9 protein-coding genes are annotated in these 23,628 nt (G+C 45.1%); 4 read left to right on the plus strand and 5 right to left on the minus strand.

Annotated features, from left to right (window positions below; all coding sequences use genetic code 11):
* Positions 1 to 12,093: cadherin-like domain-containing protein (locus AB4167_RS01915; protein WP_372136044.1), on the plus strand; the 12,093-nt coding region annotated here is incomplete at its 5' end.
* Positions 12,094 to 12,168: 75 nt separating this feature from the next.
* Here AB4167_RS01915 and AB4167_RS01920 read toward each other — a convergent pair.
* The 5 genes from AB4167_RS01920 to AB4167_RS01940 all read right to left on the minus strand — a co-directional run bounded on the left by AB4167_RS01920 (position 12,169) and on the right by AB4167_RS01940 (position 17,809).
* Positions 12,169 to 12,933 carry a transporter substrate-binding domain-containing protein gene (locus tag AB4167_RS01920; protein ID WP_017061488.1) on the minus strand — a complete coding sequence of 255 codons (765 nt, stop codon included), beginning with the start codon at positions 12,931 to 12,933 and terminating at the stop codon, positions 12,169 to 12,171.
* A gap of 255 nt (positions 12,934 to 13,188) precedes the next feature.
* The gene (locus tag AB4167_RS01925; protein ID WP_017061487.1) at positions 13,189 to 14,955 is read right to left on the minus strand and encodes a sodium:solute symporter family protein; all 1,767 of its coding nucleotides are present in this window, start codon (positions 14,953 to 14,955) and stop codon (positions 13,189 to 13,191) included.
* 851 nt (positions 14,956 to 15,806) lie between these two features.
* Complete coding sequence (locus AB4167_RS01930) at positions 15,807 to 16,433, minus strand: bifunctional 4-hydroxy-2-oxoglutarate aldolase/2-dehydro-3-deoxy-phosphogluconate aldolase (protein WP_017069898.1); 627 nt, start codon at positions 16,431 to 16,433, stop codon at positions 15,807 to 15,809.
* A 73-nt stretch (positions 16,434 to 16,506) separates the two neighbouring features.
* Positions 16,507 to 17,439: a sugar kinase gene (locus tag AB4167_RS01935; RefSeq protein ID WP_017061485.1), complete on the minus strand. Its 933-nt coding sequence runs from the start codon at positions 17,437 to 17,439 to the stop codon at positions 16,507 to 16,509.
* 34 nt (positions 17,440 to 17,473) lie between these two features.
* The gene (locus AB4167_RS01940; RefSeq protein WP_009846518.1) at positions 17,474 to 17,809 is read right to left on the minus strand and encodes a cupin domain-containing protein; all 336 of its coding nucleotides are present in this window, start codon (positions 17,807 to 17,809) and stop codon (positions 17,474 to 17,476) included.
* Between the two features lie 333 nt (positions 17,810 to 18,142).
* On the opposite strand from AB4167_RS01940, the gene AB4167_RS01945 reads away from it, so the two are divergent.
* The 3 genes from AB4167_RS01945 (at position 18,143) to AB4167_RS01955 (ending at position 23,616) form a co-directional block, all read left to right on the plus strand.
* On the plus strand, positions 18,143 to 20,341 hold the full coding sequence (locus AB4167_RS01945; RefSeq protein WP_372104969.1) for a heparinase II/III family protein: 2,199 nt from the start codon (positions 18,143 to 18,145) through the stop codon (positions 20,339 to 20,341).
* Between the two features lie 2 nt (positions 20,342 to 20,343).
* Entirely contained in the window at positions 20,344 to 22,497 is a 2,154-nt protein-coding gene (locus tag AB4167_RS01950) for a heparinase II/III family protein (RefSeq protein ID WP_372104967.1), read from the plus strand.
* Positions 22,498 to 22,818: 321 nt separating this feature from the next.
* Entirely contained in the window at positions 22,819 to 23,616 is a 798-nt protein-coding gene (locus AB4167_RS01955; RefSeq protein WP_372136064.1) for a fumarylacetoacetate hydrolase family protein, read from the plus strand.
* Positions 23,617 to 23,628: the final 12 nt, after the last annotated feature.

Here is a 23,628-nt window from a genome sequence, read left to right on the forward strand (position 1 = left end):
AATACGATTGATGTAATGACAGCGCAAAGTGCCGATGGCGCAGTGATTACCCAGTTCACCTATGACGGTGGCACGGCTCAAATCTTAGACCCAACAATCACAGGTGAGCAGAAATTTACGTTCACTGAGGGTGATGTGTTCGTCACCATTGAAGGTAACGTGCGCTTTGAGCCGAACCGTGATTTAGACCACGAGAGTGGCGATATCGTTAAATCACTGGTGTTTACTTCGAGTGATGGTGATGTGGATGTTGAAACGGCCACTGTCACACTGACGATTATTGATGGTGATATCCCAACCATTGAATCGGTACCAAGCATCGCGCTTGCTGAAGCAGATTTAGCGGATGGCTCGTCACCAATCATGGGGGCAGTGAGTCAAACAGAAACCATCTCGTTCACTCATCAAAGTGACAATGTAGAGAAGTTCCGTTTAGAACCAAGTGAGTTTAATACTAACAACGCGCTCAAGTCAGACGGCTTGGTCATTGAGATTCGAGAAGAACCAACAGGCTCCGGCAATTATATTGGCTTCACGACCGATATTTCGAATGTCGAAACCACGGTGTTTACTCTCGATTTCAGCAGCTCCACTTTGGGTGAATACACCTTCACTCTTTTGGAAGCGATTGACCACACACCAATCCAAGGTAACAACGATCTGACGTTCAGCTTGCCGGTCTATGCCGTTGATACCGATGGCGATGACTCTCTCATGTCACCACTATCGGTGACGATTACCGATGATATTCAAGCTTTAGTCGCTGGCTCATTGACAGCGAAAGAGCCATCAACAGGTGTTGAAACATCCAATACTGTTGACCTTATGCCGGACAGCAGTGCGGACGGAGGGACATTAACGAGCTTCAGCTATGATGGGGAGGCTTTACAAACTCTTAATCAAAACATCGCAAGCGAGCAGTCGTTCACTTATGACGAGGGTACGCTATACGTCACTATAGACGGAAACATGCGATTTGAACCTGTGCCAGACCTCGATCATTCTGGTGGCGATATCGTCAAAACTATCTCGGTTAATTCAGTCGATGGAGATGGGGATATTGTTAGCACCTCTGTGTCGCTGAGGATAGAAGATGGCGATGAACCAGTGATTGATCTTATTCCTGATGTTGCTCTGAATGAAGCAAGCTTAGCTGATGGTTCTGCCTCTACAGGGACAGCTGTCAGTGAAACCAAAGTCATTACGTTTACTGATGGTAGCGATGATGTGACGCACTTTAGGGTCGATAGCACGAACTTCAATTCGTCAGGTGCATTGAAGTCGAACGGCCTGACAGTGGAAATTAAAGAGCAACCTACTGATTCGGGGAACTATGTTGGCTTTATTATCGGCGCTTCAAATGTTGAAACGAACGTGTTCACACTTGAATTTTCGAACAGCAATCTTGGTCAATATACATTTACGCTTTTAGAGGCTTTAGATCACGCTGATGGTAACCTTTCTAATACCTTAGATTTCGATATCCCTGTGATAGCGGTTGATGCCGACAACACCGATTCAGCATCGTCCTCTTTGAACGTCACCATTACCGACGACTTACAGCAAACGCAAGATCGTACTTTAAGTATTGTTGAACCTGTGACGACTTCAGGAGCAGGTGGTCCGCCAACTACAAGTATTGTCGATGTTATGCCTACAGAAAGTGCAGATGGTGCGACCGTTACCCAGTTTATGTACGGGGCAGATGGGCCGTTTACGCTTGTTCAAACTGATTTTACAGAGCAAGAGTTCACAGTTGCTGACGGACGGTTGTTCGTTAAGTTGGATGGCTCGCTCCGTTTTGAACCAGATAGAGACCTTGACCACTCGAATGGCGATATTGTTCGAACCATTACCGTGACAACAAGCGATTTCGATAATGATGTTGAAACCGCAACGGTGACGCTTACTATCACGGATGGCGTTGATCCTGTTATCAACATTGTCCCTGACGTTTACTTATCTGAAGTGAACTTATCCGATGGTTCAATGCCGACGGCAGGGCCAGTTAGTTCAACTCATACCATCACTTACACAGAAGGGAGTGATGACCTGAGTCATTTCCGAATCGCTACGGATGAATTTAATTTTGGCGGGTTACTGAAATCAAACGGTTTAGTCGTTGAATTGAAGGAGGAACCAGCGGATTCGGGCAGCTACGTCGGATTCACCACAAACGGTTCCGGTGCAGAAACCGATGTCTTTACGATTAGTTTTGATAGTGTTAACAAGGGCCAATTTACCATTACCTTGCTGGAAGCACTCGATCACCTTAATGGTCTCAATTACAACGATTTGAATTTCCGCTTGCCAGTTTATGCTGTCGATACAGATGATTCTGAATCAACAAGACGAGATGTCGTTGTGACGATTGAAGATGACATTCAGCAAATGCAGGATGGGGTTCTTACGATCACAGAACCAAGCTCTGGCACGCCGACAACAGCAACGGTTGATGTTATGCCCTTGCCAAGCGCGGACGGCGCGACCATCACCGAGTTTACTTACGATGGTGGATTATCCATTTCGCTCGATCAGACCGTGACGGGTGAGCAAGAGTTTACCTTTACTGAAGGCTCTTTGTTCGTCACGTTAGATGGTGATGTTAGGTTCGAGCCAAATCGAAACCTTGATCATTCTGCCGGGAATATCGTTAAAAATATCGTTTTCACTTCATCGGATTTCGATAACGATATCTTCATGTCGAGTGTTCGACTGACCATCATTGATGGTGAAGGGCCCGCGCTGAATGTAGTACCCGGCGTTAACTTATCTGAAAGTAACTTAGCAGACGGATCTTCTCCTGACTCGGTGCTGATTAGTGAAACCAATACAATCACATCCATCGCTAGCAGTGACGACATTGCAAGAATTGTTGTCGACACGTCTCTATTTAACACTGGCGGATTAATCAAGTCGAATGGACTAGTGGTTGATTTAAGGGAAGAGCCAGCAAACTCTGGTGACTATTTAGCATTCACGACGGTTTCACCGGGCGTTGAGGTGCCTATCTTCACCTTAACGTTTGATAGTTCAAACCCAAGCATTTATACCTTTACACTACTAGAGCGACTAGACCATGCGCCTGGCGATGGCAACAATGACATTACTTTCGATTTATCGGTTTATGCCGAAGACACCGATGGTGATGTGTCCGCTCCTAAGCAACTTGAAGTAGTTATCGGGGATGATGTTCAAGTGATGCAATCTGGAGACTTACTAGTCACTGAGCCAACCTCGGGCACGGCGAGCAGCAATGTGTTTGAAACAATAACGGGTCCAAGTGCAGATGGTTCAACAGTTACTAAATTTACCTATGATGGTGGGGCTGAGGTTCTTCTCGATCAAAACGATATTAATGAGCAAGTATTTGTTTACCCAGAAGGGACACTGTTTATTAAACTCAATGGTGATATTCGCTTTGAGCCGAATAGAAACCTAGACCATGAAAATGGCGATATCATTAAGAACATCGTTGTTGCATCTCAAGACCAAGATCTCGATCTAGAAGACGCAACCGTTAGGTTAGTAATTAGTGATGGTGCTCCACCGACGATTGATATCATTCCACCAGTGAGCTTGAGTGAAGTGAACTTAGCCGATGGTTCTTCACCAAGTTTACCTGTGAGCCAAACAGAGCAGATAACCTTTACTGCGGGTAGTGACGACGTTAGCTATTTCCGTATTGCGACCAATGAATTTAATGTCGGCGGAGCTCTAACGTCTAATGGATTAGCGATTCAATTGAAAGAGGACCCTTCAGTTGCCGGTGGCTATATAGGATTTATTACGGAAGACTCTCTTCTTGGGCCAGAAGTTGAAATCTTTGAAATTAGCTTCTCATCGTCAGTGCTAGGCGAGTACACATTTACGCTCCTCGAAGAGATCGACCATGCGGACGTTCAAGGTAACAATGATCAACTATTTACCTTGCCTGTTTACGCGGTAGACACCGATGAAACCGATTCAGCAATGACACCACTCAGTGTCACCATTACCGATGACGTGCCTGAAATTACTGAGATAGAGGTTGGCAGCACCTTTGTTGTGGATGAAGAGGAGATTGGAACACCAACGCAAGCCTCGGGAAGTTTTGTGACGACCGAAGGAGCTGACCAAGTTGAAACTTACGAATTGAGAAATATCTCAATGTTGGAAGCGACGCTATCGTCTGGCAATGAAGGTATTAAGATCACTGAGATCACAGGTGCTGCTAACACGACCACCTACCAAGGTGCAACTGACCCTGGCGGAACGCCAATTTTCACATTAGTTCTGACTGATGATGGTGCTTACACATTTACCTTGCTTGGTCCTCTAGACCATGAGCCTAGCTCAGAGGCGAGAAATAAGCTGCTTATCTCCTTTGATGTAGTGGCTGTTGATAGTGATGGTGATGATTCCAACCAGTATCAATTACCAATTCAAGTCATTGATGATATTCCGGAAATGACGCCGCCGACGGGTGAAGTGATTGTCGATGAAGATGACTTAGCGGGTATAGGCTCTGACCAATCTGAAGATACCGTCATTAATGGTTTGTTTACCATTGATGAAGGTGCGGATGGTGTTGTGTTGTATGAGTTGGTTAACCCTGATGCAGTGCTAACAGGGCTTACGTCTAATGGTGAAGCCCTAGAGTGGCTTCCGGTTGTTGAGAGTGGTACGACATTTACCTACACAGCACAAACTGAGACAAGCAACGAGGCTGTGTTTGAAGTTGTGTTTGATACTAAGGACAACAGCTATCAGTTTGAACTGTTTAAACCGCTCACACACCCTATAGCTGACGATGAAAATAGCATACTGCTGAATTTCTCTGTCGTAGCCGAAGATTTCGATGGCGACCAGTCTAATGCAATCGCACTGGATATTACGGTCACCGATGATATTCCTCTAGTGACAACTCAGTCTATCTCTCGCCTAGAAGGGCAAAACTACAATGGCTCTTTGGTGAACATGTTTGCGAGTGCAACAGACCAAGGTGCCGACACCGCTGTGCTCACCCAAATAGAAGGGATTTCAAATAGTGATGTTGATATCGTTTTCAGGGGAGGAACGAGTGGAGCATTTAGTGGTAGTTATGACCTAAACTTAGGGAGCCAGCAGGTTCGTGTTTATGAACAAACCGATGATGGAAGTGGAGGAACAGTAGAGAGAGAGTTGGGTCGCTTGCGTATAAACTCGAACGGTGAAGTCGAATTTAGAGCCAATGGTTATCTAGATCATGACGGCGATGAGATCAACTTCTCGATCAACGTAATTGCAATCGATGCGGATTTAGATACCTCTGAAACGCCACTGAATATTACTATCGTTGATCAAGACTCAACGGCTGTGTCGCTGAAAGTGACGACAACAGAGGATATTGGTCGTGATGCATCAATTGATTATGCAGCGGGTAGTGAACCAACAGACCTAGAAAACACCTTTGATAATCAAGACGGTCTACCTGATGCACCTGCTCAAGTCGCATTACAAGTAAACTTGTACGACCAAGATAACACGGAGGCGATCGGCCAACTGAAGATCTTCGATAATACCAACCATAGAGGTACCTTCTATTACTTTGATGGTGCTGAATATGTGAAATTGTCGACAGACGTAGATGGGAACTATGTTCTAGATGGTGCAAATATCGTTCAGAGTTTCATGCCTGATCCCGATGACTCTACTGATCCAAAAGATGTTATAGCTACCATCGATAATCTTTATTTTGTACCAGACCGAAACGTTAGTACCGGTAATGGTGGAGCCACAATAAATTATGAATTGGAGATCGACAACAACGGGGCACCTGACCATACGGTAAGCTCCAACTTTAGAATTGAAATTGAAGCCGTAGCAGATGAGGCTGAGTGGGATGATGCAAATAGCACTTATACTTATCTTCCTGATACAGACAGCATGGGTACAGAGATTCCGGTAACGGAAGATGGAAATACCATCACTCTTAACCTCGAGGCTGATTCTCAAGATACTTCTCTCCCTGAAACACTCACATATCAACTTACTGTTGATGAAGGCGCTGGGAAGTTCACTCTATTGGATAGCTCAGGTAATCCGATAGGGCCTGTTGGAGGCCCATATGTTATTGATGCGGCAGATATCAATAGCACAGTCGTCGACCCGATTGATAACTTCTCGGGCACCATTAGCTTTAAAGTAGTGGCTTTGACGGAAGAAACCCGTAATCCATTCCTAGATGGCGATAATAGCGGTGCTAACAGTAAACAGGTTGCCACCTCTGAAGAACGAACATTAGTTATTGATGTACTCCCAGACGCCGACTTAGGCACCTTAAGCGTGAATCGCAAAACCATCAATGAAGATAATATTCTCGATCCAGATACTGTTGGGGATCCTAGCAATAGAGTCGCGTTCACTCTTGATGAAGTGATTACGATGACACCATCTGAAGATTTGGATACGTCGGAAACTCTATACGTACGAATCAATAATATCACTCAGGGGGCTGGGCTTTATTTACTTGGGACCGATACCCTTGTACCAACCGTGACAATTGAGGGTGTCGATTATCAAGAGATTCTTTACTCTGAACTTGCCAACGTAGAAGTGATACCCAAAGAGCACAGTAATGAAGACTTTAGTTTTGATGTGTTAGGTGTTGTCAAAGACAAGGCAGATCTTTCAACGGGTGAAGTAGTTGATGAAATCACATTTGGTCCTAAAACAGTCAATGTTGAGGTCATTGGTGTTGCTGATGTACCATTTGGTGGAACTAATGGTACCGATTGGGAAGAGTTTACAGATGGCGGTGTGAGTGGGGTACAAACCACAATCCAAGAGAGTCAGAGCGGAGACAACTACGCTGTTCTAGATTTCACGGTGTTATCTGGTGAGAGAAAACCAGATCTCCCAGCTGATGATCCTCTTGTTGGCGATGGTTCTGAAGCGATAACCGTTATTCTATCAGGTATCCCTGAGGGCGTGGTAATCGAAGACGGTGATGGTACGGTTATTGACCTTAATTTCGTTGGGTATGAAGATGACATTAACGGAAACCCTGATTTAGATAAACCAATCTATGAAGCGAATATCACAGAGGAAGGTATTACTTCTGGTATCCGAATTCGTCCGATTGACTCGTCGACAGAAAATATTCATATCAAGGGGCAGATTGTCGTTACCGAGAACGATGGACACACCTTAACGTTTGATCAAGAAGTTCGAGTGTTGGTTGAACCTAGAATCGACACTTCTGCAACCTATAGCAACACCACAACCGGTGATGAAGACACCGCTATTAATATTGATTGGCATCCACAAGGTGATGATTACATTGATGATGACGAACATTTCACTTCAATTACCATTAATGGCATTCCAACGGATGTAGTCGCGGTGGTCAATGGTGATGTTACGGTCGATTCCAGCACGGCCGGCACCCTAATCATTACACCGAAAGACACCTCACAGACACCGGAGCAATTTACTCAGATTGCTTTGGCGAACAACTTTATCCAAATGACACCACCAGAAAACTCAAGCGTCGACTTTACGCTGACAACCGTCGTTGAGATGGAGGAGAGAGATTTCGAGTACACCGACGATGCGATTGTTGGTGAGGGCGGCCGAGTAGTTGCTAATCCAGCAATTACAGGCACCATCACAGTACAAGTTGTGCCTGTTGTGGAACCTAAAGATCCAGATGGAGATGGAGTTGACGATAACTTTATCGTTTTCTCCAATGAAGACGGTAGTGGTGAGTTAACATCAATTACATCTGATGCTGCGGGTGTAATCAAATTCACAACCAATAGTGATAACCAAGCCGTAGATGGTGGTGGTATTGAGATCTTGGATGGTGAGTACGTTATCCGTTACAGAGAAGATGATGTCTCTCCTGTATTTCCTATCAACGAAGTCGTTAACGAGGTCGTGGTTCAATTAACTACTACGTCTGATGGCGCGTTACCAGAAGAGGTATTGAGTCAACTGCTTGTGACTGGTGCTGTGTATGAGGGTGATGGCCGCTGGGTGGTCACAGACGAAGATGCGTTTACGATTAGCGCACCTGAGGGTTTAGATCTAACTGCTCCATACACTGATGGTGATGAAAACAATAACAGCAGTATCAAAATGAAGGTGTTTGCTCAAGTTGAAGACTTGGGAGACGAATTGAGTGACCAGAATTCTGCGATTGCTCCAAGAGAGGGTAATGTTATTTTGACCTTCCCTGAAGAGATCGTTGGTGGAGGAGAAATTGCTGCTGATATCGCTGCAACTCCGAACCAGACAATCGACGCGATTGAAGATACTCAGCTCATGCTTGGTGACGCGCTTGAAAGTATCATTAGTTTCAGTGGTGGCGATACATTTAACGACGAAATTACCATCGTTATTGATGATACCGTGTTTCTTGACCCATCGGACCTTACCCAAACACTTAACATTAGCATCGGTGGTAGTGGTGAGATTGACTTCGTTAACGGCGAATATGTGTATCAGTCCACTTTGGTACAAGGTGTAACGCCAGATTTCTCTGATTTGGTGTTGAATTTACCCGCAGATTATTCTGGGGACTTTAAATTGCCATTTACGGTGATCACCAAAGATTTGATATCGGGTGATGAGAAGGTACTTGATACCAGCGCCATCATTAAAGTCTCTGCTGTAACAGATGTAGCGCCAAGTATTTCTGTCGATATTACTGGTTCTTTGGATGACTCGTTGAACCCTGTCGATATCGATGGTCAACCGGGCGCTGAAGCTGTGGGTTATGAAGACACCTATATTGTGCTTGATTTCTCGGGTTCGGTTGCAGACCAAGTCAATGGTGTTGAAGGCGGTGATGAACGCTTCACCGATATCACTTTAACCTTAACTGACACAAGCAATGGCGAATTCTACAGTGATACTGGAACGCCATTGGGCACATCCATCTCTTTCACCGAAAGTGAAATTGAAAATGGTGCCTTGTCAGGCGTGTTGTTTAAACCGAAAGAGAACTTCCCGACTTATGATGACGTAAATGGTGCTGATGTCAGTACTGTGAACGTTACTGTGACAGGTAACATTTTAGATACGGCGACCTTCAATCAAGATATTCCTGACACAACTGAGGATGCCACAATCGAATCTTTCTCAACGTCGGTTAGCTTTGACGTAGTCCCTGTGGTGGATGATATTGCGATCACTGGTCCTGGAACGAACGCAGATGTCATTGAAATAACGGGTAGTGAAGACCAAGAGATTTCACTCGCTGGCTCAAGTCCAGTGTCGATTGCTTTGACGGATTTAGATGGTTCGGAAGAGTTTGTCTCTATCAAGTTTACTGATGTCCCTGATGGCTTCCAATTCAGGGTAGATAACTCCTCAGACTTCACGGTTAAGAATAATGGTGGAGGCGTGTGGAGTGTCCAATTGCCTTCAAATGTCTCGAATTCATTCGATTTGAGCGAAATATCGGTACTGCCTCCGAAAGATTTCAGCGGTACTTTTGAGTTTGGTGTTGAGGTGTTTACGCAAGAATCTTTGCTCGGTGTACCAACTAACGCAGGTACTCTGCCAAGTTTCCAAGTGCATGTACTTCCTGTAGGGGACGATATTGATACGGATCCGACTGATTCGGTAGTCGGTTTAGAAGGCGAAAATATTGATATTGAAATCAACACGACTATTCTGGATAACGCATTTTCTGCATCGGGGAGTGGGACTTATACTGAAAACTCGCCAGAAACCATCCGTGTTGTGGTCAGCAATGTTCCACAAGACGCGTCAATTTTGCATCCGGATGGAACAACACTAGGTATTTACGATTCAGCCTCTGATACATGGACGTTAGACGTAGAGGCAACAGCACTCGATAAGATCGTGTTTAACTCCGGTGAGCACAATTCAGACACAGGTAATACGCTTGGTATTGATACACCTTTGTCTATTTCTGTTCGCTCAGTAGATACAGATGCGGATAACACTGAGTATTTAGGGGCGGAAACCATTTTCAGTGTCGACTTGGTGGTTGATCCGATCAATGACCAATCAACCTTTGTCAATATTGAAAACTTAGAGACGCCGGAAGACACCTCTATTGCATTGAGTGATATGTCTGGCTTTAAGATAGAGGACCCAGACGCCGTTTATGATGATCCGAACGCGATTTACACACTAACATTATCGGTCGACCAAGGTACGTTGACTTACACCTCTTCAACGGGTGTTACCTCTACGCCAACTAGTGGCAGCGCCATTGTTCTCTCTGGAACTTTGGCCAATATAAATACTGCTCTGGATACAGGTAGTGTCAGATTCGAATTGGGTGCGGATGAGAATTACCTAAATCAGGGAGGTGTTGCGACAGTCACTGCCACTGTTGATGATGGTGGTAATAACGGTCTGATTGATGCTGGAGATCCGAATACTGCTCAAACCAATCAAACGACCTTTACCATTAAGGTAACGGAAGTGAATGATCAGCCGGTGGCAACGGACATCGACTTGGGCACCATCCTTGAAGAAGGTCAGTTGATCATCAAAGAGGGCTATTTAATTGCTGCGACGAGCGATCCGGAAAACGACACGATTACCGTGACTAATCTGGCGCTCGATGAAGGCCAAGGTCAACTACAACGCTTCGAGAACGTAGGTGGTGCTGATGATGCTACGATCACTGGCCCATACTGGGTATTTACGGCAGCTGATGAATACAACGGCAACGTTAAGTTTACCTATACCGTAGAGGATGATGGTACAACCAACGGCGCTAATGACTTCCTAACAGACACCGGCGATTTGAGCTTAACAGTGACAGGTGTTAATGATTCGCCAATCATTAATGGTGACGGTGTCACGCCTGTCATTGACGAAGATGTCGAGCAATTGATTAGTGGCATTACCGTAGCAGACCCTGACTATGTAGGCGTTCATGCCGACGATTTCATGACGGTTACCTTGAGTGTCGATTTTGGTGCTTTATCGGTAACTCTGCCAGGAACAACCACTGTCACTGTTAGCGGGCAGGACACAAGCTCAATCATACTGGAAGGTACACCGGCGGATATCAATGCAATCATTAATACACCAACCACCCCTGTTGGCGTGTTTGTGAATACGCAATATATCCCATCGAACAGTATTCAGTTACAAGTGGTAGCTCAGGATAGTGGTAATCCATCTGGAATTATTATCGAAACACCACCAGAAGAGTTTACGATACAGGTGACACCAGTGGCTAACGCGCCAACGTTATCGATTGACCCTGCATCTAACTACGTGAGAAACATTACTGCGAGCCAATCAGTGAGTGCGAGTGGCATTCCTTTAGTTGGGATTATCGCAGCCTTAACGGACATTACAGAAGAGCTAACGCTGCATATCAGTGATGTACCTGCTGGCGCTCAAATCACCAGTGCTGCGGGTTCTGTGACGGATCTTGGCGGTGGTGTTTGGGTAGCAACGGCAGATGCAATTGAAAGCTTGCAAGCGGTTGGGCTTTCTCAAACTCCAGGTAACTACACACTGAAAGTCGAGGCGGTTTCTGAAGAGACTGACAACAACGATACAGCAACCTCTGCATCGATTGACCTTAACTTGAACATTGTGTCTAACGCAGTTGATATTAACTTGGCTTCGGAAACCGATGATGTTCAGTTACTGGCTGGTGCTAATGCGACTGACTTAACGGGTGGTTCAGGGAATGATCGACTTGAAGGTGGCGCAGGTGACGATACGCTTGTTGGCGGTGACGGTAACGACACCCTGATTGGCGGCGGAGGCTCAGACATTCTGACTGGTGGTGATGGTATGGACTCGTTCGTATGGCTTAACATCGAAGATGGTGTTGAAGATACGATTACCGACTTTGATTTGTCGGAAGGGGACAGCATTGACTTGAGAGAAGTGTTGCCGGAGCTTAAAAATACATCTCCAGACATGACCGCGTTGCTACAACAAATAGACGCGAAAGTGGACGGGGATGATATTGAGCTTACGATCAACCCGGATGGCTTAGGTACTACGGAACAGGTGATTGTGGTTGAAGACCTTGCGCCACAGCTAACCTTAAGTAGCACCATGCCTTCGGACATTCTGGATGCATTGGTACAGCAGAATGTGATAACTCACGGTTAAAGCGAACCATTGAACCATAACGAAAGAGGCCAGCATTGCTGGCCTCTTTTTTGTTACGGTATAAATTGAAAAGAGTTACTTAAGGGAGTTGTGGATCAGGAACTCTTCTTCAACTCCTTTCAATTTCATCTCATCCATAATGAAGTTCACCGTGTTCAACAAACGTTGTTCACCTTTAGGAATCAGGTAGCCGAACTGACTGTTGGTGAACGGGGTTTCGCAGCGGGCCGCTTCAAGACGTTCGTCAGTTACCTGATAGAACAGACCTTCAGGGGTTTCTGTCACCATCACATCAACTTTGCCTTCCGCTACTGCTTTTGGTACGTCGAGGTTGTTCTCGTAGCGTGTGAAGCTTGCGTTCTGCAAGTTCGCGTCGGCAAAGATCTCGTTAGTGCCGCCAATGTTCACGCCCACACGAACAGAAGAGTGGTTCACTTTCTCAATGCTGTCGTACTGTTCTGCGGTGCCTTTCGCAACCAAGAAACACTTACCAAAGGTCATGTAGCCTTGAGTTTGTTCCGCGTTTAACTGACGCTGCATTTTACGCGTAATGCCGCCCATCGCGATGTCGTACTTATCGTCGTCTAGGTCGGTCAGTAGATCTTTCCATGTGGTACGAACAATCTTCAATTCAACGCCTAATTGTTCCGCGATGTGCTGTGCAACATCGATATCGTAGCCAGAGTAGCTTTTACCATCGAAGTAAGAGAAAGGCTTGTAGTCGCCAGTAGTGCCCACACGCAAAGTGCCTGATTTTTGAATGTCTTCTAGCTGGTCAGCTTGTGCGACACCAGAAAGTGCCAGAGCAATGGAGGCAAGTAATAGTGATGTTTTTTTCATTGTAATTGTCTGTTGTGTTTGTGTTGTCATTCAAAGTAACAGAAACAATCAGAGAAAGAGATCAAACCATTGGAAAGGTTGGAAAAGAAGATAAAACGAGGGCAGGAGATAGGTATTTCTACGCTTTATGCGCATTAATCGAGATGCGTTTCATATTCTATTTTGATAAACCGAAGACAAACAAAAAGCCCATGTTATCGAATAACATGGGCTTCATTTTGGTTTAACTTGTTAGCTGCTTATTTAGCTGTTTAGCTATTTGGCAACTGACTCGTTGTTCATCTTAGCCGGAGCTTTAGATGCGTTAACCAGCAGGATACCAACGGTTAGTACCATCGAACCACATAGTAGGAACAATAAGCGTCCTGTTGGTTCGTTTGGAATCAGAGCCATTGCTAGGATACCGAAACCTGCTGTGCTGATAAGCTTACCAAGCATTGAACGCTGTTTAGTATCTAGGTTTTGTTGCTCTTCACCTTCCGCTACAAGCGGCGTGTTCCAGTTAGTGAATAGTTGGTCAACTTCTTTCTCACGCTCTGGCGATAGGCCTTTGTAGAAGCGAGAAGTCATGATGAAGTAACCACCTGTGAACACTACGTGAGCAGCTAAGCTAAGACCTACTTTCAAGTCGCTCCATTCACGGCCTGTAAGCGCTGTTTCTAGACCAAATAGGTTCTCGATGTCTTCTGCTTGCAGAGAGATACCGAAGATGTAAGAAACGAAACCACCAACCACTAGAGTAGACCAACCAGCCCAGTCAGGTGTCTTACGAATCCACATACCTAGTAGGACAGGGATAAGCATTGGGAAGCCAATCAACGCACCTACGTTCATTACGATATCGAACAAGCTTAAGTGACGCAGAGAGTTAATGAATAGACCAATCGCAATGATGAAAATACCCATCATGATAGTCGTTATCTTACTTACAATAACCAGCTCTTTCTGAGTCGCATTTTTACGAAGAATCGGGCTGTAGAAGTTCATTACAAAGATACCAGCGTTACGGTTCAAACCTGAATCCATAGAAGACATCGTTGCAGCGAACATTGCTGACATAAGAAGACCAACCATACCTGCTGGCATTACGTTTTGTACGAATGCTAGGTAAGCAGCATCACCGGCTTTGTCGCCCATTGATGTGTATTGCTCAGCGAACTCAGGCATGAATGCACTAACGTACCAAGGTGGTAGGAACCAAATTAGTGGACCAACAACCATAAGGATACATGCTAGGCCTGCCGCTTTACGTGCGTTTTCACTGTCTTTTGCACATAGGTAACGGTATGCGTTGATGCTGTTGTTCATTACACCGAACTGCTTCACGAAGATGAATACAACCCAAAGGATGAAGATGCTCATGTAGTTTAGGTTGTTACCTAACATGAAGTCGCCGTCGAAGTTAGCAACAATGTTAGTTAAGCCGCCACCGTGGAAGTAAGCTGCTACCGCACAAGTGATTGTCACGGCCATGATTACAAGCATTTGCATGAAGTCAGAAGCAACAACCGCCCAAGAGCCGCCGGTTACTGCCATCAATACTAGAACCATACCCGTTACCACAATGGTAGCTTCCATTGGGATGTTGAATACCGCTGCTACAAAGATAGCTAGACCGTTTAGCCAGATACCTGCAGAGATAAGGCTGTCCGGCATACCTGCCCATGTGAAGAACTGTTCAGACGTTTTACCAAAGCGCTGACGAATAGCTTCGATCGCCGTTACCACACGAAGTTGGCGGAACTTTGGAGCGAAGTACATATAGTTCATGAAGTAGCCAAAAGCATTGGCTAAGAATAGGATTACAATAACGAAACCGTCATTGAATGCGCGTCCTGCGGCACCTGTAAACGTCCATGCTGAAAATTGTGTCATGAAGGCAGTTGCACCAACCATCCACCACAACATTTTGCCGCCCCCTCTGAAGTAATCACTTGTAGAGGTGGTGAACTTACGGAACATCCAACCAATCGCGATTAAAAAGAAGAAGTAGGCGAGAACAACAAAAGTATCAATAGTCATCTTTTCAGCCTTTTAAATATCATAATTAACTGGGCTTAGATTAACGCGTCCCAAGGTTTATTTGTACTACAATATGTCTTTAGTATGATCTAGGTCGCATTGATTTTTCGGTCTCTAACACGTGGTTGTATAAGTATTTGTTTTAATTGAATTTAAATGTGAGTGTATTTTGTTTGAGATCTAAAATAAATTGAGGGTTAAATGTTTATATGTATTACAATATAAACAAAAGCGCTTACTTTGCCGTATCTATAAGATTTTAATTATAACCGTAACAAATGTGCTACAAATTGGTGTGTTGTGCGACGACATTCACGTTAATTTGGAACCCTATACTGAAAATTTTTGTATTGAGATTTCAAGTGTAGCTCATTGTTTTCACTTCGCTATTTTCTGTTTATCTGCGGCCATGAAGCCTTTCTATGCTATTTATTCATCATAGAGGTGCGTATTTGGAATTTTTGTCACTGAGTGGGCGTTAAACTCGATGACGGGACACATTTTGCGGCGCACTTTGTCTATTGTGGCCATCAGTGCATGCGATGAGAGATGTTTGACGACGTATCGAAAAGGAACATTGCTGGATAAAGGGCTGGGTAAAAGGGGGTAGATAGGCAGTAGGGACACCAGTAACGCTTCGTTAGATGCATACTGACGTAGATTGAAAGCCTTACATTACTCGTTCTTGCCCGTCTTAGTCGTGGAGCTGTACGAGGCCATAGGGAGAAAGGCGATAGGGTGTGGGGGAAACACAACGTTGATTTAGCGTGTTTACGGTTAGTCAGCGCAATAAACGCCAGATAACAAAAAGCCCCACCGAGGTGAGGCTTCATCACTCAATCTAAAATAGATTAAGCGTTAACGTGATCAACTGCATCACGAACAAGCTTGCCTAGTTCGTCCCACTTACCTTCGTCGATAAGGTTAGTTGGAACCATCCAAGTACCGCCACACGCAAGTACAGAAGGAATCGATAGGTATTCATCAACATTCTTCAAGCTTACGCCACCAGTAGGCATAAATTTAACAGGGTAAACCGCTGTTAGTGCTTTAAGCATACCAGTACCGCCAGAAGGTTCAGCAGGGAAGAACTTCAACGTGCGAAGGCCCATTTCCATTGCTTGTTCAACTAGGCTTGGGTTGTTAACACCCGGTACGATTGCAACGCCTTTATCGATACAGTATTGAACAGTGCGCGGGTTGAAACCTGGGCTTACGATGAAATCAACGCCAGCTTCGATAGATGCGTCAACTTGCTCGTTAGTCAGTACAGTACCTGAACCAATTAGCATGTCTGGGAATTCTTTACGCATGATGCGAATCGCTTCGATTGCACATTCTGTACGTAGCGTGATTTCTGCACATGGCATGCCGTTTTCAACAAGTGCTTTACCTAGAGGGATAGCGTCTTCAGCACGGTTGATAGCGATTACAGGAATTACTTTTAGGTTTGCTAGTTGTTCATTTAATGTAGTCATGAATTCTTTCTCACGTTAAATGTGGGCTTGCTTTCAACTAAGCAAACCCTTGATTAATAGTTAAAGTGCGTAATTATAGAGACAGATCAGGCGTCGCTTCTAGAGGAATGATAGCACCTGGATGCTGAATCACAGTCCCTGCCACAATATGACCTGCTAACGCTGCATCACGTGCATTGCCACCGCTTAAGCGCTTAGCTAGGAAGCCCGCGCTGAACGAGTCGCCAGCCGCTGTAGTATCAACAATGTTGTCTACTGGGTTTGGAGCAACGTACTGAGCGCTTTGGCTTTCAACTACTAAGCAGTCTTTAGCACCACGTTTAATGATGATCTCTTTCACACCAGATTCAGACGTACGTGCAATACACTGTTCAATGCTTTCGTCGCCGTACAACTCTTGCTCGTCATCGAACGTCAGTAGAGCCGTGTCAGTGTACTTAAGCATCTTCAAGTACCAAGAAATCGCTTCTTGTTGACTTTCCCAAAGTTTTGGACGGAAGTTATTGTCGAAGAATACTTGGCCGCCTTGCGCTTTAAATTTGTCTAAGAAGTTGAATAGCTGCGTGCGTCCATTCTCTGTCAAGATAGCAAGCGTAATACCACTTAGGTAAACCGCATCAAAAGAGAATAGCTTATCAAGTAGAGCAGGCGTGTCTTCCTGGTCAAACATGAACTTTGCTGCAGCATCATTACGCCAGTAGTGGAAACTGCGTTCACCAGTTTCATCGGTCTCGATGTAGTAAAGCCCTGGTTGTTTGTGATCAAGCTGAGCAATTAAGCTAGTGTCGATACCTTCCGCTTGCCACTTTTCTAACATGTCGGTACTGAATGGGTCAGTGCCTAACGCTGTTACGTAGCTCGTGTTGATATCTTGCTCTTTTGTTAAGCGAGACAAGTAAAGTGCAGTATTTAGTGTATCGCCACCGAAACTTTGCTTAAGCCCGTCTTGTTTCTTTTGTAGCTCAACCATGCACTCGCCAATGACCGCGATGTTTAATGATTTCATATGCTTACCTTAGCAACTGAGGTTGCGCTGTTTATTATTTTAGGAAATCTTCACGCGCAGGGTTGAAGATATCAAGAAGGATGCTGTCTTGCTCTAGTGCAACTGCACCGTGCATCATGTGTTTACGAGCGAAGTAAGCATCGCCTTCTTTAAGGACTTTCTTTTCGCCTTCAATCTCAGCTTCGAAGCTACCACGAACTACGTAACCGATTTGGTCATGGATTTCGTGAGTATGAGGGTGGCCAATCGCGCCCTTATCAAAACATAGGTGTACTGCCATTAGATCGTCAGTGTAAGCAACGATTTTACGCTTAATGCCGCCACCAAGTTCTTCCCATGGGTTTTCATCTAGGATAAAGAAAGAGTTCATTGTGTATCTCCTAATCTGTTTAAATCTTTTAAGTGTTACTTAACTTGCATCCATCATAAGGGAATGAGCCTAATTGTAATACAATATATCTAAATTTGTGTGATATTGATCAAGCGATACTTTATATAGCGTAAATAAATCAACAACTTAATAAATGGCTAATATTTACCATTAGCCAGCTACATCAATGACTTATGGCTAATTATGTGACTCTACTCATCATTTAGCGACGAATAGGTATAATTAAAGCTCATATTGTATTACTTTATATGGAGTTTGAAAATTTAATCAAAGTTTAAGCAGATAAACTCTTTATTGAGGGTGACAAAGAATATGACGACTAAACCAGTATTGTTGACTGAAGCAGAAATAGAGCAACTTCACCTTGAAGTGGGCCGTTCTAGCTTAATGGGCAAAACCATTGCAGCGAACGCGAAAGATCTAGAAGCATTCATGCGTTTACCTATTGATGTCCCAGGTCATGGTGAGGCTGGTGGTTACGAACATAACCGCCATAAGCAAAATTACACGTACATGAATCTAGCTGGTCGCATGTTCTTGATCACTAAAGAGCAAAAGTACGCTGACTTTGTTACAGAATTACTAGAAGAGTACGCAGATAAATACCTAACGTTTGATTACCACGTACAGAAAAACACTAACCCTACAGGTCGTTTGTTCCACCAAATCCTGAACGAACACTGCTGGTTAATGTTCTCAAGCTTAGCTTACTCTTGTGTTGCTTCAACCCTGACACAAGAACAACGCGACAATATTGAGTCTCGCATTTTTGAACCAATGTTAGAAATGTTCACGGTTAAATACGCACACGACTTCGACCGAATTCACAATCACGGTATTTGGGCAGTAGCGGCTGTCGGTATTTGTGGTCTTGCTCTTGGCAAGCGTGAATACCTTGAAATGTCGGTGTACGGCATTGACCGTAACGACACTGGCGGCTTCCTAGCGCAAGTTTCTCAGCTGTTTGCACCTTCTGGCTACTACATGGAAGGTCCTTACTACCACCGTTATGCGATTCGTCCAACGTGTGTGTTCGCTGAAGTGATTCACCGTCATATGCCTGAAGTGGATATCTACAACTACAAAGGCGGCGTGATTGGTAACACAGTACAAGCGATGCTGGCGACGGCTTACCCGAACGGTGAGTTCCCGGCTCTGAATGATGCTTCTCGTACTATGGGTATTACAGACATGGGTGTTCAGGTTGCAGTAAGTGTTTACAGCAAGCATTACTCTTCTGAAAACGGCGTAGACCAAAACATTCTTGGTATGGCGAAGATTCAAGACGCAGTTTGGATGCATCCATGTGGTCTTGAGCTATCTAAAGCCTACGAAGCAGCGTCTGCTGAGAAAGAAATCGGCATGCCTTTCTGGCCAAGTGTTGAATTGAACGAAGGCCCTCAAGGTCACAACGGCGCGCAAGGCTTTATCCGTATGCAGGATAAGAAAGGCGACGTTTCTCAACTTGTTATGAACTACGGCCAACACGGCATGGGTCACGGTAACTTTGATACGCTGGGTATTTCTTTCTTCAACCGTGGTCAAGAAGTACTGCGTGAATACGGTTTCTGTCGTTGGGTGAACGTTGAGCCTAAATTCGGCGGCCGTTACCTAGACGAAAACAAATCTTACGCTCGTCAAACAATTGCACATAACGCAGTAACGATTGATGAAAAATGTCAGAACAACTTTGACGTTGAACGTGCAGATGCAGTACACGGCTTGCCACACTTCTTCAAAGTAGAAGACGAGCAAATCAATGGCATGAGCGCATTTGCTAACGATCATTACGAAGGTTTTGACATGCAACGCAGCGTGTTCATGCTAAACCTTGAAGAATTAGAATCTCCGCTACTATTAGATCTTTACCGTTTAGATTCTGAGAAAGGCGGTGAAGGTGAGCATCAGTACGACTACTCACACCAATATCAAGGTCAGATTGTTCGCACTAGCTTTGAATACCAAGCAAACAAAGAGCTGAACACGCTAGGTGAAGACTTCGGTTACCAACACCTATGGAACGTGGCAAGCGGTGAAGTGAAGGGCACAGCACTGGTAAGCTGGCTACAGAACAACACCTACTACACATGGTTAGGTGCAACGTCTAACGACAATGCTGAAGTTATCTTTACTCGCACTGGCGCGAATGACCCAAGCTTCAACCTACGCTCAGAGCCTGCTTTCATTCTACGTAGCAAGGGCGAAACAACACTGTTCGCTTCTGTTCTTGAAACGCACGGTTACTTCAACGAAGAGTTCGAGCAATCAGTCAATGCTCGCGGCGTTGTGAAAGACATCAAGGTTGTCGCGCATACAAATGTAGGTTCAGTCGTCGAAATCAGCACAGAAAAATCAAATGTGACCGTGATGATCAGCAACCAACTTGGTGCGACTGACAACACTGAACACAAGGTAGAACTGAACGGCAAAGTATACAGCTGGACAGGCTTCTACTCAGTAGAGACAACTTTAAACCCAGAATTAGCAAGCAGAGCAGAGCAGGGGAAATAATAATGAGCTATCAACCACTTTTACTTAACTTTGATGAAGCAGCAGAGCTTCGTAAAGAACTTGGCAAGGATAGCCTTTTAGGTAACGCACTGACTCGTGACATTAAACAAACTGACGCGTACATGGCAGAAGTTGGCATCGAAGTACCAGGTCACGGTGAAGGTGGCGGTTACGAGCACAACCGTCACAAGCAAAACTACATCCATATGGATCTAGCGGGTCGTTTGTTCCTGATCACAGAGGAAACAAAGTACCGTGATTACATCGTTGATATGCTAACTGCGTACGCGACGGTATACCCAACATTGGAAAGCAACGTAAGCCGTGACACTAACCCTCCGGGTAAGCTGTTCCACCAAACGTTGAACGAGAACATGTGGATGCTTTACGCTTCTTGTGCGTACAGCTGCATTTACCACACTATCTCTGAAGAGCAGAAGCGTCTTATCGAAGACGATCTTCTGAAGCAAATGATCGAAATGTTCGTTGTTACTTACGCACACGACTTCGATATCGTACACAACCACGGCTTATGGGCAGTGGCGGCGGTAGGTATCTGTGGTTACGCGATCAACGATCAAGAGTCTGTAGATAAAGCACTTTACGGCCTGAAATTGGACAAAGTAAGCGGCGGTTTCCTAGCGCAACTTGACCAACTGTTCTCGCCAGACGGCTATTACATGGAAGGTCCTTACTACCACCGTTTCTCGCTACGTCCAATCTACCTGTTTGCAGAGGCGATTGAACGTCGTCAGCCTGAAGTTGGTATCTATGAATTCAACGATTCAGTGATCAAGACAACGTCTTACTCTGTATTCAAAACGGCATTCCCAGACGGCACATTGCCTGCTCTGAACGATTCATCGAAGACGATTTCTATCAACGATGAAGGGGTTATCATGGCGACGTCTGTGTGTTACCACCGTTACGAGCAGACTGAAACTCTGCTTGGTATGGCTGATCACCAAAAAAATGTTTGGGTTCATGCTTCTGGTAAAACACTGTCTGATGCGGTTGATGCAGCAGACGACATCAAACCATTCAACTGGGGTAGCCTGTTTGTAACAGACGGGCCTGAAGGCGAAAAAGGCGGCGTAAGCATCCTTCGTCACCGTGATGTGCAAGACGACGACACAATGGCGTTGATCTGGTTTGGTCAGCACGGTTCAGACCACCAGTACCATTCTGCGCTAGACCATGGTCACTACGATGGCTTGCACCTAAGCGTATTCAACCGTGGCCACGAAGTGCTGCACGATTACGGCTTCGGTCGTTGGGTAAACGTTGAGCCTAAGTTTGGCGGTCGTTACATCCCGGAGAACAAGTCTTACTGTAAGCAGACGGTTGCTCACAACACAGTAACGGTTGATCAGAAAACGCAGAACAACTTCAACACAGCATTGGCTGAGTCTAAGTTTGGTCAGAAGCACTTCTTCGTAGCAGACGACCAGTCGCTACAAGGTATGAGCGGCACAATTTCTGAGTACTACACTGGCGTAGACATGCAACGCAGCGTGATTCTTGCTGAACTACCTGAGTTCGAAAAACCGCTAGTAATTGATGTGTACCGCATCGAAGCTGACGCTGAGCACCAGTACGACTTACCAGTTCACCACTCGGGTCAAATCATTCGCACTGACTTCGATTACAACATGGAAACAACGCTTAAGCCATTAGGTGAAGACAACGGTTACCAACATTTATGGAACGTTGCTTCAGGCAAAGTGAACGAAGAAGGTTCTCTAGTAAGCTGGCTACATGACAGCAGCTACTACAGCCTAGTAACCAGCGCGAATGCGGGCAGCGAAGTGATTTTTGCTCGCACTGGTGCTAACGATCCAGACTTCAACCTTAAGAGTGAGCCTGCGTTCATCTTACGTCAGTCTGGTCAAAACCACGTGTTTGCTTCTGTACTAGAAACGCATGGTTACTTTAACGAGTCTATCGAAGCCTCTGTAGGCGCTCGTGGTCTAGTTAAATCAGTATCTGTTGTGGGCCATAACAGTGTCGGGACTGTTGTTCGCATTCAGACTACTTCTGGTAACACTTACCACTACGGTATCTCAAACCAAGCTGAAGACACGCAGCAAGCAACTCACACTGTTGAGTTCGCGGGTGAGACATACTCGTGGGAAGGATCATTTGCTCAACTGTAAATGATTAACATACATGCCGTTTAACGATGGCATGTATTGATGTGGTGCTTTGCGGGAACGAAGCATCACATTGAATTCAGTCGTGATTGCAAATCGTTCGTTGATACCAACAACGACTGAAACATCGGGAATAAGTCAAACCGAGTAACTCATGCGAGTTGCTCGGTTTTTTTATGCGTGCTGCTTTTATATGGGGCGAGATAAGAGGGAGGGCTACAGAGCTTCTCTTTTTCTTCGTATCCTACAGAGTGGGCTAAAGTATAATTTAGAATTTAAAAATGAAGGGATTCAAGGATGAAGTGGTTATTGGCAATAGTTACGATGTCTGGCGTCGCATTGGCGGCAGAAAATAACAGTGTTGAGGTGAGCAGTGAGCATTTTGTCCGTTTTAAATACCAAGACAAAGTCAGCTATGGAAAGCTAGACAATGACGTTGTGTTACCGGTCAGCGGCGATATCTTTGGAGAATATTCGGTAGCAAAAAATTCGATCCCGTTAGAGTCGGTTGAGGTGTTACTGCCGACAAAACCAGAGAAAGTCTTCGCTGTCGGAATGAACTTCGCTAGCCATTTAGCCTCACCTGCCGATGCACAACCGCCGATGTTTCTTAAACTTCCTTCTTCTTTGATTCTCACGGGCGAAGTGATTCAAGTGCCAGCAAAAGCAAGAAACGTTCATTTTGAAGGCGAGCTGGTGGTTGTGATTGGTAGAGAGCTCAGTCAAGCCAGTGAAGAAGAAGCCGAACAAGCGATCTTTGGCGTCACGGTGGGCAACGATATTACTGAAAGAAGTTGGCAAGGCGCCGATTTACAATGGCTCCGAGCGAAAGCTTCCGATGGTTTTGGCCCAGTTGGCAACACAATTGTGCGCGGCATTGATTACAACAATGTTGAGTTAACCACTCGTGTTAACGGTAAAGTGGTTCAACAAGAAAATACTTCGTTCATGATCCACAAGCCAAGAAAAGTCGTGAGCTATTTGAGCCATTATTTTACCCTCAAACCGGGCGATCTAATTTTCATGGGCACGCCAGGTAGAACTTATGCTTTGTCCGACAAGGACCAAGTGAGTGTCACGATTGAAGGGGTAGGGACTGTGGTCAACGAAGTGCGGTTCTGATGGTGAAAAATG

The sequence above is a fragment of the Vibrio sp. 10N.286.49.E11 genome (genome assembly GCF_041469505.1).
Lineage (GTDB): Bacteria > Pseudomonadota > Gammaproteobacteria > Enterobacterales > Vibrionaceae > Vibrio > Vibrio crassostreae_C.